Source organism: Viridibacillus arvi (genome assembly GCF_001274945.1).
Lineage (GTDB): Bacteria > Bacillota > Bacilli > Bacillales_A > Planococcaceae > Viridibacillus > Viridibacillus arvi.
Map to the genome: position 1 here is coordinate 1,591,231 of NZ_LILB01000005.1, position 19,627 is coordinate 1,610,857.

Genomic DNA, 19,627 nt, shown 5'->3' on the forward strand with positions numbered 1-19,627 from the left:
TATTGACTCCATCTGACGTAATTCGGCAGTGAACATATGTATCTATAACGATAATACAAATGTTCAATTTTAAGACTAAATACCTACAAAATTACCTTATTATCTATTCGTTTCCTAAAATAAAAAAAGGACTATCAGTGGTAAATCCCCACTAAATAGTCCTCTTTTTCTATGCCTTTGTACTTCTTCTGTTATATAAAACCCATAAACCAAACAGGATAGCTAAAATCCCTATAAATAAGGTACCTGCTGGATAATCTACACCTGTTTGTGGAAGTAATTTACTTTCTTTTACGCTTCCCAGATTATTTGGCTTATCCTCATTTTTATTATACCCAGAATTATTCGGCTTACCTGTATCACTCGGTTTTCCTGGTGTGTTAGGATTACCCGAATTGTTTGGCCCTCCAGGATTATTTGGATTTCCTGGTTTGCTCGGTTTGCCTGGTTCTCCTGGTTCACCTGGGTCAACTGGTTTGCCTGGGTCAACTGGTTTACCTGGGTCAACTGGTTTGCCTGGATCAACTGGTTTACCTGGGTCAACTGGTTTGCCTGGATCAACTGGTTTGCCTGGATCAACTGGTTTGCCTGGATCAACTGGTTTGCCTGGATCAACTGGTTTGCCTGGATCAACTGGTTTGCCTGGATCAACTGGATGTTTGTATTCATTTGTTTTTGTTAAGTCCAGTATTTCAATTTGTTCTTTTTGGATAGCAAATTCTATCGGCTTGCTATCTAGTATATAACCAGCTGGAGCTTTTGTTTCAATAAGTTGATAGAATCCTTCATCAAGATTCTCTTCATAAATTTCACCATTTTTATCTGTTATTAGTTTCTCTTTTCCACTAACAACGGTATACTCATCTGTCTCTAGCTTTTTATACATCAATTTGAATTCTGCATCTTTTAATACGATTTTAGAATTATTTGCATCTACTTTTTTCAATTTAAATGCTCGGATAATTTTGTTGTTTTTAATTGTTATTTCTTTATCTGATTTGTCTAGAGTAACAACCACATTACTATCCTTCGAATCAATTGCGTAACCATTTGGAGCAGTGGTTTCTTTTAATGTGTAATTATCATAAGGTAAGTTTTCAAATACTATCTTACCTTTTGCATTTGTTATTTTTGTATCGACTAAAGAATTTTTACTGTCGTAAAGTTCAAAGATTGCACCTTCTAAAACTTTACTAGCATCTGCCGCGTCCACTTTAATGACTGATAGGTTTCCTTTGCCTCTAACATTTTCTTTTTTCACTACTTCTACTTTAGTTTGATCCTTCTCAATTGTGAATCCAACTGGTTCTCCGTCTAATAAATAATGTTTAGGTGCTTGTGTTTCAACAAACTGATACTTACCAGGTTCAAGATTATTTACAATAATTTTGCCATCTTCATCAGTTGTTAGTGCTGTTTTAATTGTCTTATATTCAGTATCTTGCTTTTGTTGAAGGTCAAATATCGCGCCTTGCAGTGTCGTAGCGGAATTTTCCTTATCAACTTTTATTAGCTCAACAGCTTGAATGATTCTATTATTGTAAATAATTTCTTCGTTAGCGCCACTAATCTCTATTTTTTTTGTATCATTAATACCTACAACATATCCTTTAGGGGCATGATCCTCTTTTAATAAATAGTTTCCGTAAAGCAATTTTTCAAACTTCACAGTACCATCTTCGCCTGTAGTCAACGTTTTGATGACTACACCACTGTCCTCATCGATTAGTGAGAATACAGCTCCTTCAAGAGGTTTTGTTTTATCATCAGCAGCAAATTTCTTTACTTCTAGACTACCAACTTTACCTTCCCCTGTTCCTGAACCTGTTGTTTTTTTAACTTCAACAACGGCTTTAGATTCAGTTGTTTCCTCTAAAATTTGGTCGCCTGTCAATGTAATATCGTTATTAATCTTAGCTCCCACTTTATCTAAAATAAGTGACTGATATTCTAGAATATAAGGAGTGTCAATTGAATTCTTAAAGGTAAGCTCAAAGAAATCCTTATCGCCCTCTCCCTTTTTAAATTCAATTTTATATTGGTCGTGTTCTAATTCTTTTCCTTTTGCAACGTTCCCTTTTTCATCAACTGTAGTAGCGTATAGATGGAAGGAGTTTTCGAGTATAGATTGGTTACCACTTGGATTATCTGTTAATTTCACATTCGATACGCTTGATTGCCCGAAGTTAATATTAACCTTCCAATTAATAATCTTACCTTTCTGTACTCCTGATTTTTTAGTATATTCGCCTCCATGTTGCACGGATACACTTGCAGAAAGATCAGTTACTTTTTTCCCGTCATTATATAGTGTCGCAGTGTTACTATATTTATTTTTAATAAGTGAATCTTTCAAACTTGTTTTATATGAAATTAAATATGGTTCATTAATTTCATTATTGAAAATCACTTTAAAACCTGGTTTATCACCAGGATTCCACTCAACTGTATAATCCTGACCTTCTACTAACGCTTCTTTATTTGTGCCGTTTGCTCCACCCGTTAAAGACATTTTATATACTTTTAATGAATCCTCAACAAGTTTTTGATTGTCTAAAATGAAATCTTCTACATATGCATTTGATAGTGTTTTAAGGTTGTAATTTACACCGATATTCCATGTTATTTCTTTATCTACAGCATTGTACGAGCCGTTTTTAAAACCGTTAGATTGCGTATATTCATCCGGCGTAAATTTTGCCGTTGCTTCTTTTGATTTATCTTTACCATCTTTATCAGTCCATGTAAGACTTACGTTGTTTTCTAAATAATTTAAAGATTCTTTTTCACGATTTTCATAATTAAATTTTGTTTTATATTCAATTACATGTGGTGTATTAATTTCTTTTGTAAATTCAATTGTGAAGCCATTACCATCTGTATCTTCTTTTAATGTGTAATCTTCACCTTTTTTAAGTTCATTTCCAGCTGTTGTGATTTTAAGTGTGTCCGGAAGTAATGTTAGCCCTTTATTTGTAAATGAGTCTACAAGTTTAACGTTTTTCATTGAATGACTATCTTTGTTTATGGAAATCATCCATGTTGCTGTTTTGTTTTTATAATCTGAACTTACATAATATTTTTCTAGTATTTGTTGGTAAATGGTCTCTTTTCCTGTTCCTTGTCCACCATTACCAGATGTCACTTCATTTATGATTTCCTCGCCATCATAAACACGATTATTCGCTTTTGTTTTATAGACAATTTTATATGCAGCATTTATTTCTTGTTTAAACTTTAATTCAAACCCATTTTTACCTTCTGTTGATTTTGGTGTGAATGTATAACCAGTTGATACTGCTTCTGATCCATTTTCATTACCATCTTCACCAATTTTCACTTTTTCAACTTTAAGAGAATCATCTACAAACCCCTGTGTATTGTTAAAAAAGTCTGTTAGAATCGCTTTCTCTGCAGGAATTGTTTTTTCATTGTAGTTGTACTTGATTTCCCACGTAATTGTTTGTGTTGCTGGGTCGTACCCTCTTGATTTTTTTTCTAACGTTTTCCCTCGTCCAACACTTACTGTTGCACTAGCCGATTCATTAAACTTGTCACCTGATAATGTTGCTTCGTTTTGATACTTCGTTCCATCAGAATCTATGATATCCGTTGTGTATACTACACGATAAGCTGATTTGATGTCCCCTAAATTTATTTGGAAATCTTTATCTTCCGCTGTTTTTCCAAGGTTATATTCAGTGGTAACTTCTGCCCCTTGCTCAACACTTCCATCTAAATGCGTTATTAGTTTATATATCCTTACAGAATCAGCTTGCAATAATTGTCCTTCTTTAATAGGATCATTAAGCACAGCATTTTCAATAGAATCAAGGTTTTTATTAAAATCAATCGTCCAATTAATAGTTTTTGCATTGTAGTTTTTATCTGGTGTTCCTTTTTTATCAATTGAAGTACCATCTGGATTGTAATTAATAGGAATATCAATAGAATCTTTACCAGTAATAGGTGTTACTGTAACTATTTTTTCATCAGTAATCACTACTTTTTCACTTATTTTTGATAAAACTTGTAGTGTCCCTTTAATATCTGAATGGTTTTCTATGAATTTATTAAAAGTAACAGTAGCTAACCCGTCCATACTAACTGAAAAGACCCCAATGTCTTCTCCATCGAACCTAAGTGGTGCATTTTTCACTTCTTCATAAACAATTAGTTCTTCTGGCAAATTAAATTTGAATATCGCACCATCTGTGTAGCCATGATTATTTGGAAGTACATATTCGTAATCTACCGTAATAATGGATTCACGATTGACACTTTCTATTTCCTGGCCTTCCTTATTTTCAAAGGTTAATTTTGCACTCGTTAAGATATTCTCTTTTATATCTTTGTTTGTCGTTTTATTATTTTCTTCTTTTCCTTTTGAATCATCTGTACCATTTTCTTCTGTTGTTGATTTTCCATCATCAGAAGTGATTCCGTCAACTTCTTTAAGTAATTCTACCTTTTTTCCATTTTCAACTTTTGTATTCTCTACTGCCTCTTCTGTAGAATCGCCAGTAACTGTTGAATCAGCTTCAGGTTGGTTAACAGTGATTTCCTGTTCCCCAACGATTTCTATCGTACCAGAACCACTTTTCGTCTGATTCTGTAAGATTTTCACTTGAATTTGGTTACCCGAAACTGTATACGAGCCGATTTCTGTCCCATCAATTAGTAATTTATTTGTTTGAGATGTACCTATCTTAACCCCTTCAGGTAATTGGAAATCGTATACTGCTTCCTCTTTCTTATCACCAGCATTAAAGTGCCAATTATACTTAACCGTCGCTGTCGATTCTTCTTCCGAACCTTTGATTATTTCTGGGGTTCCTAAAATAAATAATTGCTCGTTATTACTATTTGCATTTGCAGCAATTGGAGTTAAAAAACTATTCACGAGTAATAGAATCATCATTGTTATAAAACCAATCTTTTTCATACTTACCTCCCTATTATTTAACCTCATCATTTTTCTGCACCATTTCAATTCTCCCGATATCACCTTATAATCTTAAGGTTTCAATTAACTTTTTGTTCGGGTTTAACATTCCTTTTTCACTAAATAAGAACGAGTCAGGGGTACACCTGATAATACAATGGCATTTAACTTAGCTTATTTTTCAAGCTATTTATACTATCTATTTCCCGATTAATCCACCTTTCTCCTTTTCTATTTATTATTAGCTACTTCTTTTCGGGACTAATTCGTAAAATTTTTCTAATTTAGGAATGGTCTATGCCATTATAACCTCTTGTTCTGAACAAATTCTGAACTTGAAAGATAAACGGGACTAAAATCCTACAATTAATATTAAATATAATATATTATTGATTAAACGAAAAAATTTTAATATTTTATCAAATTTAACTAAGCAAAAAAAGGCATCTATTTAGTTATAAATCATGAATCCACAGATTTCTAACAACTCAGAAAATAAAGTCCAACTAATTCTTCGCAATATTAAAAGAGCTGCCTCAAAGTCAAAAAATGACTTGTGAGACAGCCCCTATTAATGAGAAAAACATTCATTATATAAATCTACAATTTCTCTAGGTATTTTAATGCCTAATTCATCTACAAGATTATTCGTAATTGTTTCATAAAGAACTTTTATCTTTTGCGTATTATTTAATTGTTGATAATGTTTCATCAACTGGTGCATAATCGTTTCATTATACATATCTAAAATCAGCATTTTTTCCAGACACTTTTCCACTAATGCGTTTTGATCTATTTTACTTTCTGTACTCGTTATAAATTTTTCGAGATATAGTAGAACGGCCTGTTTTATCCATTGTTGGTATTGAATCGACCATGGGTAAACGTCTCCTTCCAAATAATCTCCACTATAAAGTTCGAGTAACCTTTCTACTTTTAAAGGATGCATGTCCTCTGTTTGTACAATTTGCATTAGTTCAAGGACATCACTTGTGAGGGGCACGGACAGTTTATAATGATCATTTACTAATGTAATGGAATTTTCCACACCAATATCTTTTATAGCTTTTCTCAATTGGTAGACAGTTGTATGTAATAATGTCACAGCTTTTGTAGCGTCCATTTCTGGCCATAATGCCTCAACAACATTCGCCTTATGAATCGGATTTTCTCTATTGTGCCATAAGAAAATGAATAATTCCTTTACTTTTCTTGTACGCCATTTCACTTCATTTTGTTGATAATCTTGTAGTGCAAAGCTACTCATGAAGCGAGCATACAAAACTTTGTGTGTTTGCTCAGAAAGACCTTCCCTAGATTTATATAAAGTAATTCTTTCTTCAACTTTTTTAATTGCCTTTCTTAACCGCGTCATACTTACAGGTTTCAACAAATAATCAGACGCGTTCACTTCAAATGCCTCTATTGCAAATTGAGGGTGCGCCGTTACAAAAAGTACCTCTATATTACTGTACCTTTCCATTACTATCTCAGCAAATTCAATTCCGTGCATTCCCGGCATTTCCATATCTATAAAAATAACATCCACTTGTATGTTAGCTAATTCTTGCAAGGCAAGAACCGGATTTGTATATTTCCCAACAATTTCAATTCCTTCTATATTACTAGTCATAATCTCAAGCACTTCTAAAGCAATTTCTTCATCATCGATTAATAGAACTCTCATCATTTTCACCCCCAGGTACAATTATAGTTATTTTCGTTCCTTCACTTTCTTTACTTTCTAATAAGAATGATGATTTTTCGATAAGTTTTAGCTTTCTATATGGGTTTAAAAAGCCTAATCGTGTACTCCGCTCATTCATTAACTCATTTTGCTTTTGAATAGGGATTCCTACTCCATCATCTTCAATCACTATTTTGACACCTACTGTAGTTTCTTCTATCGTTACTTTTACTGTCCCGCCATTAGACTTTTTGGCGATGCCGTGCTGAACTGCATTTTCAACAAGTGGCTGAATGGTCATTGAGGGGATAAGTGCTTCTATCGTTTCGTCGATCTCATATTCAATATTTAATCTATTACCAAAACGCATCTTTTCAATGGATAGATAAGCTTTCACTAATTCTATTTCATTTTCTAATGGGATTAAGCAATCTTGACCATTAAAATCTAATTTTGCACGGAAATACGTAGACAAATATTGTAGCGCCTCCCGCGTTTTCTCTTCATCCTTATAACTCAATCCAATAATCGTATTAAATGTATTGTATAAAAAATGTGGTGTAATTTGTGCAGATAAGAAATCTAATTCATTTTTCACTGCTTCCCTTGAAGATTCTTTCATTGATAACAATGATTCTATACGGACTTTTAATTCTTCAAGATTAATTGGCTTTTGTAAAAAGTCATTCGCCCCTCCTTGCAAGGAAATTATCAAATCTGATAATTGACCAGCTGCCGTTAAGATGACAATTGGAAGCTCGAGTAAACCATGTTCTTCCCTCACAATTTTACAAACTTCAAAACCTGACATATTTGGCATCATTAAATCTAATAACATTAAATCCACGGATTCATTCCTCATTATTTCAAGGGCATCTACACCGCTCTCAACTGCAATCACGGTATAGTCTAAAGATCGTATAGAATTTACCAATATCTTTAAATTATCATGATCATCATCTACTACTAAAATGGTATAACCCTTTTTCCCTTCAATTTTCACCGGTACATCCAAGAAAGCTTTTGAAACCTCTTTATCTTTTATTTCCAGAAGCATACTATTTTTTTTAGCTGGAAAATATGCTGGGTTCTCCACCGCTTTAAGCTGTGATTCGTTCGCTAAAGGAATCGTAAAAGTAAAACACGAGCCTTTTCCGATTTCTGAAGTAACCCAAATGCGCCCACCAGACACTTCCACTAGTTGCTTAGTAATACTTAACCCTAGACCAAGACCTTCAGATTCAATTCCTTTTACTTGATATAATGAGTCGAAAATTTGATTAATATGATCTTCCTCAATGCCTATGCCTGTATCTGTAATTGAGATGAACATTTCTCCATTCTGCACTTTTGCAGAAAGTGTAATCTCGCCATATTTCGTGTACTTAATAGCATTGTAAATAAGATTAAAGAAAATCTGTTTTAACTTGTATTCATCTACATAGATTAATGGTAGATTAGATGGAAACATATTAACTAATTTTAACTTATTCGAAGTCGGTATTAGATAAAATACCTCAGCTATAATCTCTTCAACAATATGAACATTGACCGGAGTTGGTGAAATATTTACTTCCCCACGCTTAATCTTTCCAGCATATAATAAATCATCTACTAACTTCGCTAACCGTTTACCAACTGTGTGAATTAAAACAGCGATTTCTTGTTGTTCTTTTTTTAGTGCACCTTTATTACCTTCCATTAATGATTTAGAGAGATTAATAATACCATGTAATGGTGTCCGTAATTCGTGAGAGCTTTTCACTAAAAAATCATCCTTAAATTCATCAAAACGAAGTAATTCCTTAGATAAACGATCTACTTCCATAAAAGCACGCTGGTGACGGAATCCAATTAAAGAAGATAGGCCAATTACCATTGTTAAAAACAGAAAAACGGGCTCATATTTAACTTTTATTTCAAATAAAAAGTTTAATGCAATTAAAATTCCATAACACGCAAATGATGTAACTATCATTAATATATACTCAGAACCTTCTGCTTTTTTCATTAAAGCCTTCAGTAATATATATACGATGTATCCATAGCTTAACCCTAAAATGAAAACCATTACTATTTTCTCGACAATAATAGGAGGAGCTAATAACAACAATATAGGATTTGGTATTCCCTCTATAAACACCTCAACAATTAATAAGCTACATAAAAATATGACAACTTTTTTATTTGTATATTGTTTAAAAAATTCATATATAAATAACAGAAAGAATAGAATAGCTAGATGAATAAATGTAAATTGGAAATACGACCTTTCATGCCAAGATAAATTCGACAATTTAATAAAAAATAACTGCTCATTTAACGTAGTAATATAAAATCCCTGAAAGAAGCAAAATAAGCTAAAGTACAATTCATATAAATTTCTTTTTCGTTGCAAGTAGGTTACTAAATACATAATAAATAATAGGAAATAACCTGCAAAAAGAGCCGTTTCTAACATCACATCAACTGTTTTTGATATTTCAATGCCCTTTGCAGACCCAAATTTCAGTGGAGAAATAATGCCAGCAACATGGTAATTTAGATTGGCTACTTGAATAACGACCTCTATTTCTAGGCCTTCACCAGTACCATACGCCACATACTTCTCATCACTATACTGATTTATTTCCATGTTTTTTGAAGGGTAGCCTTTTGCACCAACCTCTACCCCATTTATAAACAATCGGCTAGAAGATCGGATTTTATCAATTTTGAATCCGTACTTCTCGTTATCTGGTAACTTGATAAGCAACCGATATGTACCATATTGTTCCGTATATTGGTTATTCCAATTTCCTGGAACATTAATAGTTGTCAGCTTTTGAGTATATTCTTCATAAGTATGAGGTTTTTTGTCAGGCGTTATCAAATCACCCGCATAAAATTTCCATTCACCATTTAAATTTACATTTCCATCTCTTTCAAAATCCCAATTACTCAAATCCAATACACCATTTTTTGCATCAGGCCCATTCGGTTGGAAAATATTAAAGTAGCTAAAACTACTTATAATTGTGAACAAAAAAATACCGATACAAACAGCGATGAATAGCTTTCTCTTCATAACACACCTCTTTGCTAGGTCAAATATGTAAAGTTCTTTTATTAATCAATTTCTATTTTCAATTCGTATAAACCTATTGTAAATGAATAATCCATAAGATGCTTAAATTGTTAAATCATTTCAAAGAATATTCACTTTAGATTACATTTAAATGTAAAAATGCTGTGCAAAGTTTAAACTCCAGACATGCCTTTCTTAAAGCCAATCTACTGATCATTAAAGTAGAAAACAAGATTCAAATATCATTAAAATATTATCAATTAATCTTATTTACACTATCATAATGATAATAATAATTATTCTTATATACAATTTATTATCGACTTTAATTAATGAGTAAGTTGTTTAAAAGATCTTTATTTTATCTAATTCATATTCTCAATGATTTTTTAATACATTTAGCACTATTCATGCTATTTCGTTACCCTTTTTGTTCCTTTTATAATTTATTTAGTAAGTGAATTGTACTTTTTGAAACACTATATATACTGACTTAATCACTATTATTTATAGAACATACTTAGAGATACAGATTCCTTAAAGAGAATCATTATAATTTACTTTCATCTAGCAATCTGTTATATTAGTTTTGAAGAGTTCAATTGAGTTAAAAATAGGAGGCACAACATTATGACAAATGATAATAATAAAAAGTTAACAACTGCTGCCGGCGCACCAGTCGTTAGCAATACTAACTCTATGTCTGCAGGTAAACGTGGACCCCTTTTACTGCAAGATGTATGGTTGATCGAAAAATTAGCTAATTTTAACCGTGAAGTTATTCCAGAACGTCGTATGCACGCTAAAGGTTCAGGTGCATTTGGTACTTTCACAGTAACTCACGATATTACTAAATATACAAAAGCCGCAATCTTCTCTGAAGTAGGCAAAAAAACAGAAATGTTCGCTCGTTTTTCTACTGTAGCTGGTGAACGTGGTGCTGCAGATGCTGAACGTGATATCCGCGGATTCGCATTAAAATTCTACACAGAACAAGGTAACTGGGATTTAGTTGGTAACAACACTCCAGTATTCTTCTTCCGTGATGCAATGCACTTCCCTGACTTGAACCATGCTGTTAAACGTGACCCACATACTAACATGCGCTCAGCTAACAACAACTGGGACTTTTGGACAAACTTACCTGAAGCTTTACACCAAGTAACTTATGTTATGGGTGACCGTGGTATCCCAACTGATTACCGTCATATGCACGGTTTCGGTTCACATACGTATTCAATGATCAACGCTGATAACGAACGTGTATATGTGAAATTCCACTTCACTTCACAACAAGGTATTAAAAACTACACAGACCAAGAAGCTGCTGAAGTAGTTGCACAAGACCGTGAATCTTCACAACGTGACCTATTTGAATCAATCAAAAAAGGCGATTTCCCTAAATGGAAAATGTCTATCCAAGTGATGACAGAAGAACAAGCTCGTAACCACCGTTACAATCCATTTGATTTAACAAAAGTATGGTACAAGTCAGAATTCCCTTTAATTCCTGTTGGTGAATTCGAATTAAACCGTAACCCAGCTAACTACTTCGCTGATGTAGAACAAGCTTCGTTCGCACCATCTAACGTAGTTCCAGGTATTAGCTTCTCACCAGACCGTATGTTACAAGCTCGTTTATTCGCTTATGCAGATGCTGCTCGTTACCGTTTAGGTGTAAACAATACATCTATCCCTGTTAACGCACCAAAATGCCCAGTACACAACTTCCACCGCGATGGACAAATGCGTGTAGATGGAAACTTAGGAAGTACATTGCACTATGAGCCAAACAGCTATGGTCAATGGCAAGAACAACCATCATATAAAGACCCTGCATTAGCACTTGATGGACCAGCAGATATCTATGACTTCCGCGAAGATGATGACAATTACTTCGAACAACCAGGTAAATTGTTCAACATCATGAGTCCAGAAGAGCAACAACGTTTATTCGAAAATACTGCTCGTAACATGGAAGGTGTTGAGTTCTTCATTAAAGAACGTCACATCATTCACTGCTACAAAGCAGATCCAGCTTATGGTACAGGTGTTGCCAAAGCAATGGGTATCGATATCAACGACATTGATGTTAACAAAGAAATTCAATATCGCTAATATTACGAAGCCTCGTTTAGCTACTCATGCTAAGCGAGGCTTTTTTATTTTTTAACTACTTATCCACAATTTACTTAATTATTTTGAATATTCTATGCACTTATTAACAGAATTAGTGTATAACTTTGTCTGACCTGTGGATAGTATCATTTTCCTACCAAAAGTTATCCACAAAAAAAACAACTCTTCATGTAAAAGAGTTGCTGTTTATACTCAAATAAATAATTTAACTTCATATTTTATATGTAGTACCTATATATAAAGTAAGACCGATATGTATATTACCACAGTCACTGTAATACAACTTGCTAGTGTTGTTACTAAGACAGTTTGAGCAGCTGCTTCAGGTTCAACATTATATTCTAAAGCTAAAGTCGAACTATTAAGAGATGTTAGAAATAAACTAACAATTAATAGCAACTGTATAAGAATTACTGCATATATTCACATATGTATTATGTGGCTCATCAATAAAAAGAGACATCCACATATTGCATGGATGCCTGATAATTAAATAGAGTGATTTTCTTCTAATATACGAGTAAATTCTTCCAATGCCGCTTCTTCATTCAACGTACTAAACCAACGATATGATTCAGAGTCTAAAATTCGATAATGGTTACTTAAAATATTTTGCTGCAAACGATATCCTTTATCCTCTTGAATTGTACGCCACCAAACATGTCCGCCCATAGTTCTTTCTTTTGGACGCGCAATCACGTCATGCGCTGTTAGTTCCACTACTTCCATTGGATCGCCGCCCATTGCATTTTGCAAAATTGAACTTTCTCTAAATAGGGCACATAGTGCAACTGTTGTTGTCCAGCCACATGGTGTTCGTTGTTTTTCGATTTGAACAAGTGTTTTTTTTGAAATACCTAGTACCTCAGCCATTTTATCTTGAGTATAGTTATTTTCCGTACGTACTAACTTAAATTTCTCAGTAACGATACTAATGATTTTTTCTTTATCCATATTTATCACCCTTATTTGTTTCTTTTAGTGTAATTTTATACTATTGAATACAAAAAGGGAATTTTCTATTAAAAGTTGAATTACAGAACAATTGATATGTCTTTTGCCATTACAACACGATTTCTACCTTGTTCTTTCGCCTCATATAAGCATTGATCTGCTAATCTAATCATTGTTTCAGGCTCACTTGCCATTAAAGGATATTCTGCAATCCCCGCTGAAATTGTAATGTTTTTACCAGTTGGGCTTATAGTTCGCTCTATTTCTGTACGTAGCTGCTCTGCTACTAAATTAGCCTCAGTTGCAGATGTATTTGGCAGTAAGATGATAAATTCTTCTCCACCATAACGGCAACATAAATCATTTACTCTTGTTGCTTTTTTCATTTTCAAAGCTAAGAATTTTAATACTTCATCTCCAACACCGTGTCCGTATGTATCATTCACCGACTTGAAATGATCTATATCTATTAAAATAATTGAGTAAGGTGTATTTCCACTTGTCCATTTTTGCATTCGTTCATTTAATGTTCGCCTATTCGTCAATCCTGTAAGTGGATCTGTCGTTGATTGGTCCATAAAGAAACTTACTTGTCCATGGAGAAAAGTTAGGCTCTGAATTAATGCTTTTTTTAGTTGTATAACTTCATAATACCAGCCGGGTACTTGAGCAAGATTCTTTTCTTCGTTTGCTTTCATGCTACTTTCCGTTAGTGTCGCTAGTTGCTGTAATGGACGTGCAATTTTAAGTGAAGCCCATAAGATGATAATTAGCGAAACGAGCAATAGTGGTAATGCAAAATACAGCATCTGCTTTACCATTTTTGTTGCAGGTTCCAAAGCAATTTCAGTTGAGCGTTGTGCCACAACTCCCCAATCGGCAATTGAAATATACGAGTATCCTGCAAGCATGTCTTTACCTTTAGAATTAATCAAACGAGCTGCACCTGTACTATGGTTTTCAAGCATTTCACTTACAACTTTATTGTCAGATACAACATCATTAATGCGTGATTTATCTTGATGATAAATTATGCGGCCATCGTTATCCACTACATATACGTAAGAACCGTCTTTATAAAAATGCTCACCGAGGACCTCGTTCAATACATTATCTTCTTTCAAATAAATAGTTCCACCTATTAGCCCTAAATATGAGCCCTCTTCAGCAAAAATTGGAACTGAAATGAAGATAAGCAAACGATTTGTAATTCCTTTATAAGGCTTTGATATTAATGGTTTCTTTTGTATTATCGCCTCTTTTATAGCTTTAGAAGTAAGAGTCTTTCCTTTTAAATCTAGAGATTGAGGGGAAGTTGCAAGTACTTCTCCCTGTGCGTCTACAATAGCCACAGAATTAAAAGTATTTGTTTGATTCTTTACCCGGTCTGCTTCATGTAACAATTTATTTTCATCATCAAAAATAGCTGTGATTTCTTCAGCACTTATATTAAGGGTTTGTAATGTCTCTTTCATATAATCATTTGCTGTCATTGCTAGTTTTTGAGCATACGCATGATTCGTTTCAAGCGTACTTTCTTGTAAGGATTGCGTATTCGTATGATAACTACTCCACAAACTACTAGCAATTGTTAAAAGAAATGCCAAAACAGCTACACTGATAATTAAATGGTGTAATTTTAGATTAATTTTCTTCATATACCCCTACCTATTTTCCTTCTATAACTTGATATAATACATCAAGTAAAATAGTAACATACCATAGTTGTTTAAAATACAATAATTAACTATTTTCTAAGTAATTTATTCTCTTTTTAAAATAAAAAATCGCCAATAAGCCATTTAGCTTAAAAGCGATTTATCCAAATTTATTAGTTATTAATGTTAATTATTTGTAAGGCAGTACCCTACTATTCTTTATCTCTAGAGTGGTTGAAAATAGAATCTGCATTGTCGAAACAGTGTATAGTATCGTCAAAATCTTCATCTACATCATCTATTTTAATACCTAAAAACCTCAATAACCTGTCCAACATACGATCAACCCCTTAATCTTCGTACTGACATTCTTGAAATTCCTATACTTATTTCGATGATTTTCTTTCGTTCCTACTACTATTATACATTAAAATTGATAAAAATTCTAATACGACGCTAACCATGCTCGATTACTGTCGCATTAAGACTATTAATTCTAAAAAAATAATCCTTTAAAGTCAGCCATAAATAGAACACTATTTATGGCTAAATTTATAATTGGATATAAAAAAACGTTATTTCTAACATATGTTCAGCCTATATAAGACGATTAAATCAATAATTTTAGGAAGTTTCAAAATCTCTATTATACTACGTCTCAATCATTATTCAGCTCTTTTTTAGAATAGGGAAAAACAGAATCTTCGCCATCATAACACTGTATAGTATCGTCAAAATATAATTCTATTTTAGTACCTAAAGACCCACAATTCACCAAACATATAATCAATAATCTACCTTTCTTATTAATACTTTTGGATTTTCTATACCTTTTTCGGGATTTTTCAACTTATTTCCATGCAAACACTAAAACAAAAAATGGAATCAAAAAACCGCTTAGTATTTGATGGCACTAAGCAGTTTCATTATTAATTAGTCGTAAAAATATACTTTGTATACTTATAATACTCATCACCTTTTTCCAAAGTAGATTCTCTTAAGTCATCATATTCAATCGAATACGGTGGTAACTGCGTTTCTAAACATAGGCCTAAATAATTTTTAGATTCAATATCCCCAAAAAGATAACCATCACCTAGTTTTTGACCTGTGTATAAAACGATATATGGATTATTAGTTATTATGCTTAATTGTCTACCACTTTTATCATCTTTCAAAACAACATCATATTCACTACTCTTTAATAATTTAAAAGGATGGTCATAGCCTTGACCAGCAATAATCACTTGTTCATTAGCAGAGTGGATACCATCTGCTATTACTCGTTCAGATCGAAAGTCAAATACTGTTCCTTCTACATCTTCTAAACTACCAGTCGGCAATAACTCATCATTTAAAGACAAAAAGTGGCTGCTATTAATTTTCAAAATATGTTGTGAAATATCTCTTCTTAAATTGCCACTAAGATTAAAATAACTATGATTTGTCATATTCAATACTGTTTTTTGATCACATGTACCACGATATTCAACAATCAACTCATCAGCATTATTAAAAATGTATTTCACTTTTGCCGCTACAGCGCCAGGAAATCCGTTATCTCCATTAACACTGGTATATTCAAATTGTAATACTATTTCATCTTTTGACTCCATGATAGTAGTATTCCAAATGCTTTTGTCAAAACCATTTCTACCACCATGTAATTGATTTCCTCCTTCATTACATGGTAATTGAATGACTTTTCCATCGATTAAAATTTTCCCCTTTGCAACTCTTCCAGCATGTTGCCCAATAACTGCACCGATAAAATGTGGATTGTCCTCGTATTCTTCAACCGTATCAAATCCTAATACGATATTCTCTAATCTTCCTTCTCGGTCTGGCACAATTAATTTCGTAATGATACATCCAAAGTTTGTACAAGAAAATTTTAGACCTTGATTATTTTGAATACTATATTCATAAATAATTTGGCCGTTTTTTTCACCTATGTATTTTGTGGTAAGTTTCATATGGTCCACTCACTTTCTGAACATAGCTATTTCACTGTTTGACCATCTTTTTCACTAAGAGATTTATAACACACTCCAATGTTAAATATGATTACTAAAAATAAGCTACAAAAAACAGTAATCCTCTGAACTTCTTCGTACATTATCCTCTTTTTTAATTACCAGAATATTCTAAATTAAATGTTATCTTAACACAGGAAATTTAGTTTGTCTATTCAACAAAGTTTTTGTTATATAATGGATTTATAACGAGGAGGGATTTAAGATACGCATTAATACTTGGAATCAACAAATAGTGAAACAGAAAAATAAGCAGTTAGTACTAAACTTAGTTAGATTTTCAACATCAATTTCACGAGCAGATATTGCCCACTCTTCCGGTCTAATCAAAGCAACCGTTTCATCATTGATGGCCGAACTAATTGACTATGAATTTATAATCGAAACAGGTCCTGGTGAATCAAGTGGCGGTAGACGCCCCGTTATGCTAACTTTCAATAAAGATGCTGGGTATTCCATTGGTGTAGCCTACATTAGAACTTCTAATTCAGCTTGCTGAAAAACATGATTCAGCTGCATTAGAATTATTCAATAGCATTGTCTGATTTCGTCCAGTCTTATAGCAACGGCTCCCCTTGTAAGGCTCCTACGCTCAATTTTGCTCGAATGATTACTATAAAAAAGAAAAATAGCCTACTTCAATTAAGAAATAGACTGATTTATATCGGAAAGCGTTACGTTTATAAAATTGTATGGTTGATTCCATTTCCTTGTCCCCTGTCATTAAAGCGCCTACTTATGTATAAAAAGTCGAATATGTTATATAAATATTAGCCAAGCTATCCCCTTATTTTACCTTAGTAATTCCATAGAAAATTAGTTCTTTAATAGAACGAATCCATTCTTCCTGTGCAAATCCCTCACGATTTGGCGTTGCTATACTTTGAAGCATAAATCCAAGTATTAAATCGCTAGGTATTTCTTTATTTAAAATATTTTCATTTTTACCTTGTTCAATCAACTCTTGTATGATATCTCTCATCTCTAATTGCAATTGCATCAGAATTTTCTTTTTCAGTATCACCAATTCAGACCCATTATCTTGAATTTGATTTCCAATCCCGAAAAATTGCTGTAAACTTTTGTATTTATATACTTTTGTAAGTAATTCATCTAACTGCCCTAGTAAAGGTATCTGTTGATCAATCGACTTTAATTCAACATGCACCTTCTGCAAAGCCGATACCATATAATTACTAATAAGCTCTTCTTTGTTCATATATTGTTTATAAATTGCTGCCCTCGAAACTTGTAAAGTCTCTGCTAGTAAGCTAAACGTAAAACCTTCATATCCATACCTCAATAAAAGTAAATGCGTTGTTGTAAATAGTTCATCATGTGTAAATTTTCTCTCTCTCGCCATTTTATTCACCTCTATTAATAAAATATTCCCCTAACATAAGTACATATACACTATATTATACCATTAGTTACCAATATCAACGTTGAAATAGTGAATATTACGTTAATAGATTAAATCCATATTCTCTACTACTCAAAAATCTCCATAGGACATTAACATTTGGACATGTAATACATCTCGTAAAATTAGAAAATTTTACTTAGCTTGCTCGGTATTGGCATTTTGAAAATTATTTCATATAAAATATAGGTTCTTATTTGCATTGGCATTTCGAAATGGTATACGATTTCTTAAAAGGCATAAGTTTCTAGTATGCCAATGTTTTAAAAAAAGGAGAGATTGTTTATGTTCGTAGTAACTAACCGTATTAAAACGAAAAAAGGCTTTGCTGAAAAAATGGCTCCTAATTTCACTCGTCCAGGTGCACTTCAATCATTTGAAGGCTTTGTCAAAGTTGAAGTAGCTGTATGCAAAGATTTTGAAGAATACGATGAAATGAGCGTTAATATGTACTGGGAAACACTTGATGGCTTCAAAGCTTGGCGTGAAAGTGATGCATTTAAAGCATCTCACAAACGTCCAGAAGCAAAACCAGGTGAAGCTCCAAAAGAATCTCCAATGCTTGGTAGTCAAATCGTTATAGCTGAAATTGTTTCACGCATTGAAGCACCGCAAGCTTAAGCTTTTATTCAATAAGAAAGGCTCTAAACTGAAGTTGTCATTCTCCAGTTAGAGCCTTTTTAAATTTATACCATTAATCTAATGAACCGTAGCTTACGATACGCGGTTCCCAGTAACTTCCTTTTGCAACACTTTGATATTGTACTTTATCCCCTGCTGCATGTAATACTTTGTTGTTTCCTGCATATAAACCAACATGTGTAATCGTGCTACCGCCTGGCGTTGCAGTGAAGAAGATTAAATCGCCTACTTCTGGACTACTTACTTTTTTAGTAACAGCACGTTGAGAGCGACTATTATGTGGTAATGTTCCGTATCCAGCTTTTTTATATGCATAAGCTGTAAAACCTGAGCAATCAAAACCTGATGGCGACATGCCACCCCATACATAAGGAACACCTAAATATTGACTACCAACACTTATTACTTTGTTACGGAGTGCTAAGTTTGAGCTAGAAACGGTTGTTGTTTTTTTGTATTTTTTTAAGTATGAGCTTGAAACCCAACCTGTCTTACTACTATGTTTGACTTTATACCAAGTTGTTCCGCTTACTGTCTTTTTATATGAAGCTGTCACGACAGCTCCCTTTTTTAGAGTTGTTATTTTCCCACTTTTCAGTGATGCACTTTTACGCATGTTTAATACTGATTTCGTTTTATATTTACCACTAATTTTTGTTGCTTTCGCAGTAGATGTTGTTGATTTATATTTTTTTAAGTATGAACCAGATACCCAACCAGTTTTTCCACCGTGTTTTACTTTGTACCATGTTGTACCACTTACTTTCTTTTTATATGTAGCTGTTACGACCGTACCTTTTTTTAGTGTTGTAATTTTCGTGCTGCTTGTAGATGCACCTTTACGCATATTCAATGCTGCTGTTGTTTTATATTTACCTGAAATTTTAGTTGCTTTTGAACTTGAAACCATTGTAATTTTGTTGGCAGAATCTTGTAATACATTTGTTGCATTCGTTTGTGTTGGTTGTTGAGGTTGATTATTAACTAATGCTCCAAGTCCAAGTGATAATGTCAAAGTAGTTGCTGTGATAGCTTTAAATACTGTTTGCTTGTTCATATGAATAATGTTCCTCCAA

The 19,627-nt window shown here is 33.1% G+C and carries 12 protein-coding genes; 3 read left to right on the forward strand and 9 right to left on the reverse strand.

Annotated features, from left to right (window positions below; all coding sequences use genetic code 11):
* Positions 1-169: 169 nt before the first annotated feature.
* The 3 genes from AMD00_RS16785 to AMD00_RS16795 all read right to left on the reverse strand — a co-directional run bounded on the left by AMD00_RS16785 (position 170) and on the right by AMD00_RS16795 (position 9,699).
* Positions 170-4,945, reverse strand: coding sequence for a collagen binding domain-containing protein (locus AMD00_RS16785; RefSeq protein WP_053418135.1), 4,776 nt, complete (start codon positions 4,943-4,945; stop codon positions 170-172).
* Between the two features lie 571 nt (positions 4,946-5,516).
* A complete protein-coding gene (locus AMD00_RS16790) occupies positions 5,517-6,635 on the reverse strand; it encodes a response regulator (RefSeq protein ID WP_083446264.1) in 1,119 nt (372 codons plus the stop codon).
* Positions 6,610-9,699 carry an ATP-binding protein gene (locus tag AMD00_RS16795; protein ID WP_053418137.1) on the reverse strand — a complete coding sequence of 1,030 codons (3,090 nt, stop codon included), beginning with the start codon at positions 9,697-9,699 and terminating at the stop codon, positions 6,610-6,612. The genes AMD00_RS16790 and AMD00_RS16795 overlap by 26 nt, the downstream gene beginning before the upstream one ends.
* Before the next feature lie 630 nt (positions 9,700-10,329).
* Here AMD00_RS16795 and AMD00_RS16800 point away from each other — a divergent pair.
* Positions 10,330-11,817, forward strand: coding sequence for a catalase (locus tag AMD00_RS16800; protein ID WP_053418138.1), 1,488 nt, complete (start codon positions 10,330-10,332; stop codon positions 11,815-11,817).
* 510 nt (positions 11,818-12,327) lie between these two features.
* Here the strand turns inward: AMD00_RS16800 and AMD00_RS16805 are convergent.
* The 4 genes from AMD00_RS16805 to AMD00_RS16815 all read right to left on the reverse strand — a co-directional run bounded on the left by AMD00_RS16805 (position 12,328) and on the right by AMD00_RS16815 (position 16,426).
* Positions 12,328-12,792 (reverse strand): helix-turn-helix transcriptional regulator, encoded by a 465-nt coding sequence (locus AMD00_RS16805; protein ID WP_053418139.1) that lies wholly within the window; start codon positions 12,790-12,792, stop codon positions 12,328-12,330.
* 80 nt (positions 12,793-12,872) lie between these two features.
* The gene (locus tag AMD00_RS16810; RefSeq protein ID WP_053418140.1) at positions 12,873-14,450 is read right to left on the reverse strand and encodes a sensor domain-containing diguanylate cyclase; all 1,578 of its coding nucleotides are present in this window, start codon (positions 14,448-14,450) and stop codon (positions 12,873-12,875) included.
* A gap of 212 nt (positions 14,451-14,662) precedes the next feature.
* Positions 14,663-14,788, reverse strand: a complete 126-nt coding sequence (locus tag AMD00_RS24190) for a hypothetical protein (RefSeq protein ID WP_281173079.1) — start codon at positions 14,786-14,788, stop codon at positions 14,663-14,665.
* A gap of 591 nt (positions 14,789-15,379) precedes the next feature.
* On the reverse strand, positions 15,380-16,426 hold the full coding sequence (locus AMD00_RS16815; RefSeq protein ID WP_053418141.1) for an aldose epimerase family protein: 1,047 nt from the start codon (positions 16,424-16,426) through the stop codon (positions 15,380-15,382).
* A 295-nt stretch (positions 16,427-16,721) separates the two neighbouring features.
* On the opposite strand from AMD00_RS16815, the gene AMD00_RS16820 reads away from it, so the two are divergent.
* Positions 16,722-16,985 carry a helix-turn-helix domain-containing protein gene (locus tag AMD00_RS16820; RefSeq protein ID WP_053418142.1) on the forward strand — a complete coding sequence of 88 codons (264 nt, stop codon included), beginning with the start codon at positions 16,722-16,724 and terminating at the stop codon, positions 16,983-16,985.
* A gap of 288 nt (positions 16,986-17,273) precedes the next feature.
* Here AMD00_RS16820 and AMD00_RS16825 read toward each other — a convergent pair whose 3' ends face one another.
* On the reverse strand, positions 17,274-17,849 hold the full coding sequence (locus AMD00_RS16825; RefSeq protein ID WP_053418143.1) for a TetR/AcrR family transcriptional regulator: 576 nt from the start codon (positions 17,847-17,849) through the stop codon (positions 17,274-17,276).
* Positions 17,850-18,194: 345 nt separating this feature from the next.
* Between AMD00_RS16825 and AMD00_RS16830 the strand changes: the two genes are divergently transcribed.
* On the forward strand, positions 18,195-18,530 hold the full coding sequence (locus tag AMD00_RS16830; RefSeq protein WP_053418144.1) for a heme oxygenase: 336 nt from the start codon (positions 18,195-18,197) through the stop codon (positions 18,528-18,530).
* 73 nt (positions 18,531-18,603) lie between these two features.
* Here the strand turns inward: AMD00_RS16830 and AMD00_RS16835 are convergent, their stop codons facing one another.
* On the reverse strand, positions 18,604-19,608 hold the full coding sequence (locus AMD00_RS16835) for a C40 family peptidase (protein ID WP_053418145.1): 1,005 nt from the start codon (positions 19,606-19,608) through the stop codon (positions 18,604-18,606).
* Positions 19,609-19,627 lie beyond the last annotated feature (19 nt).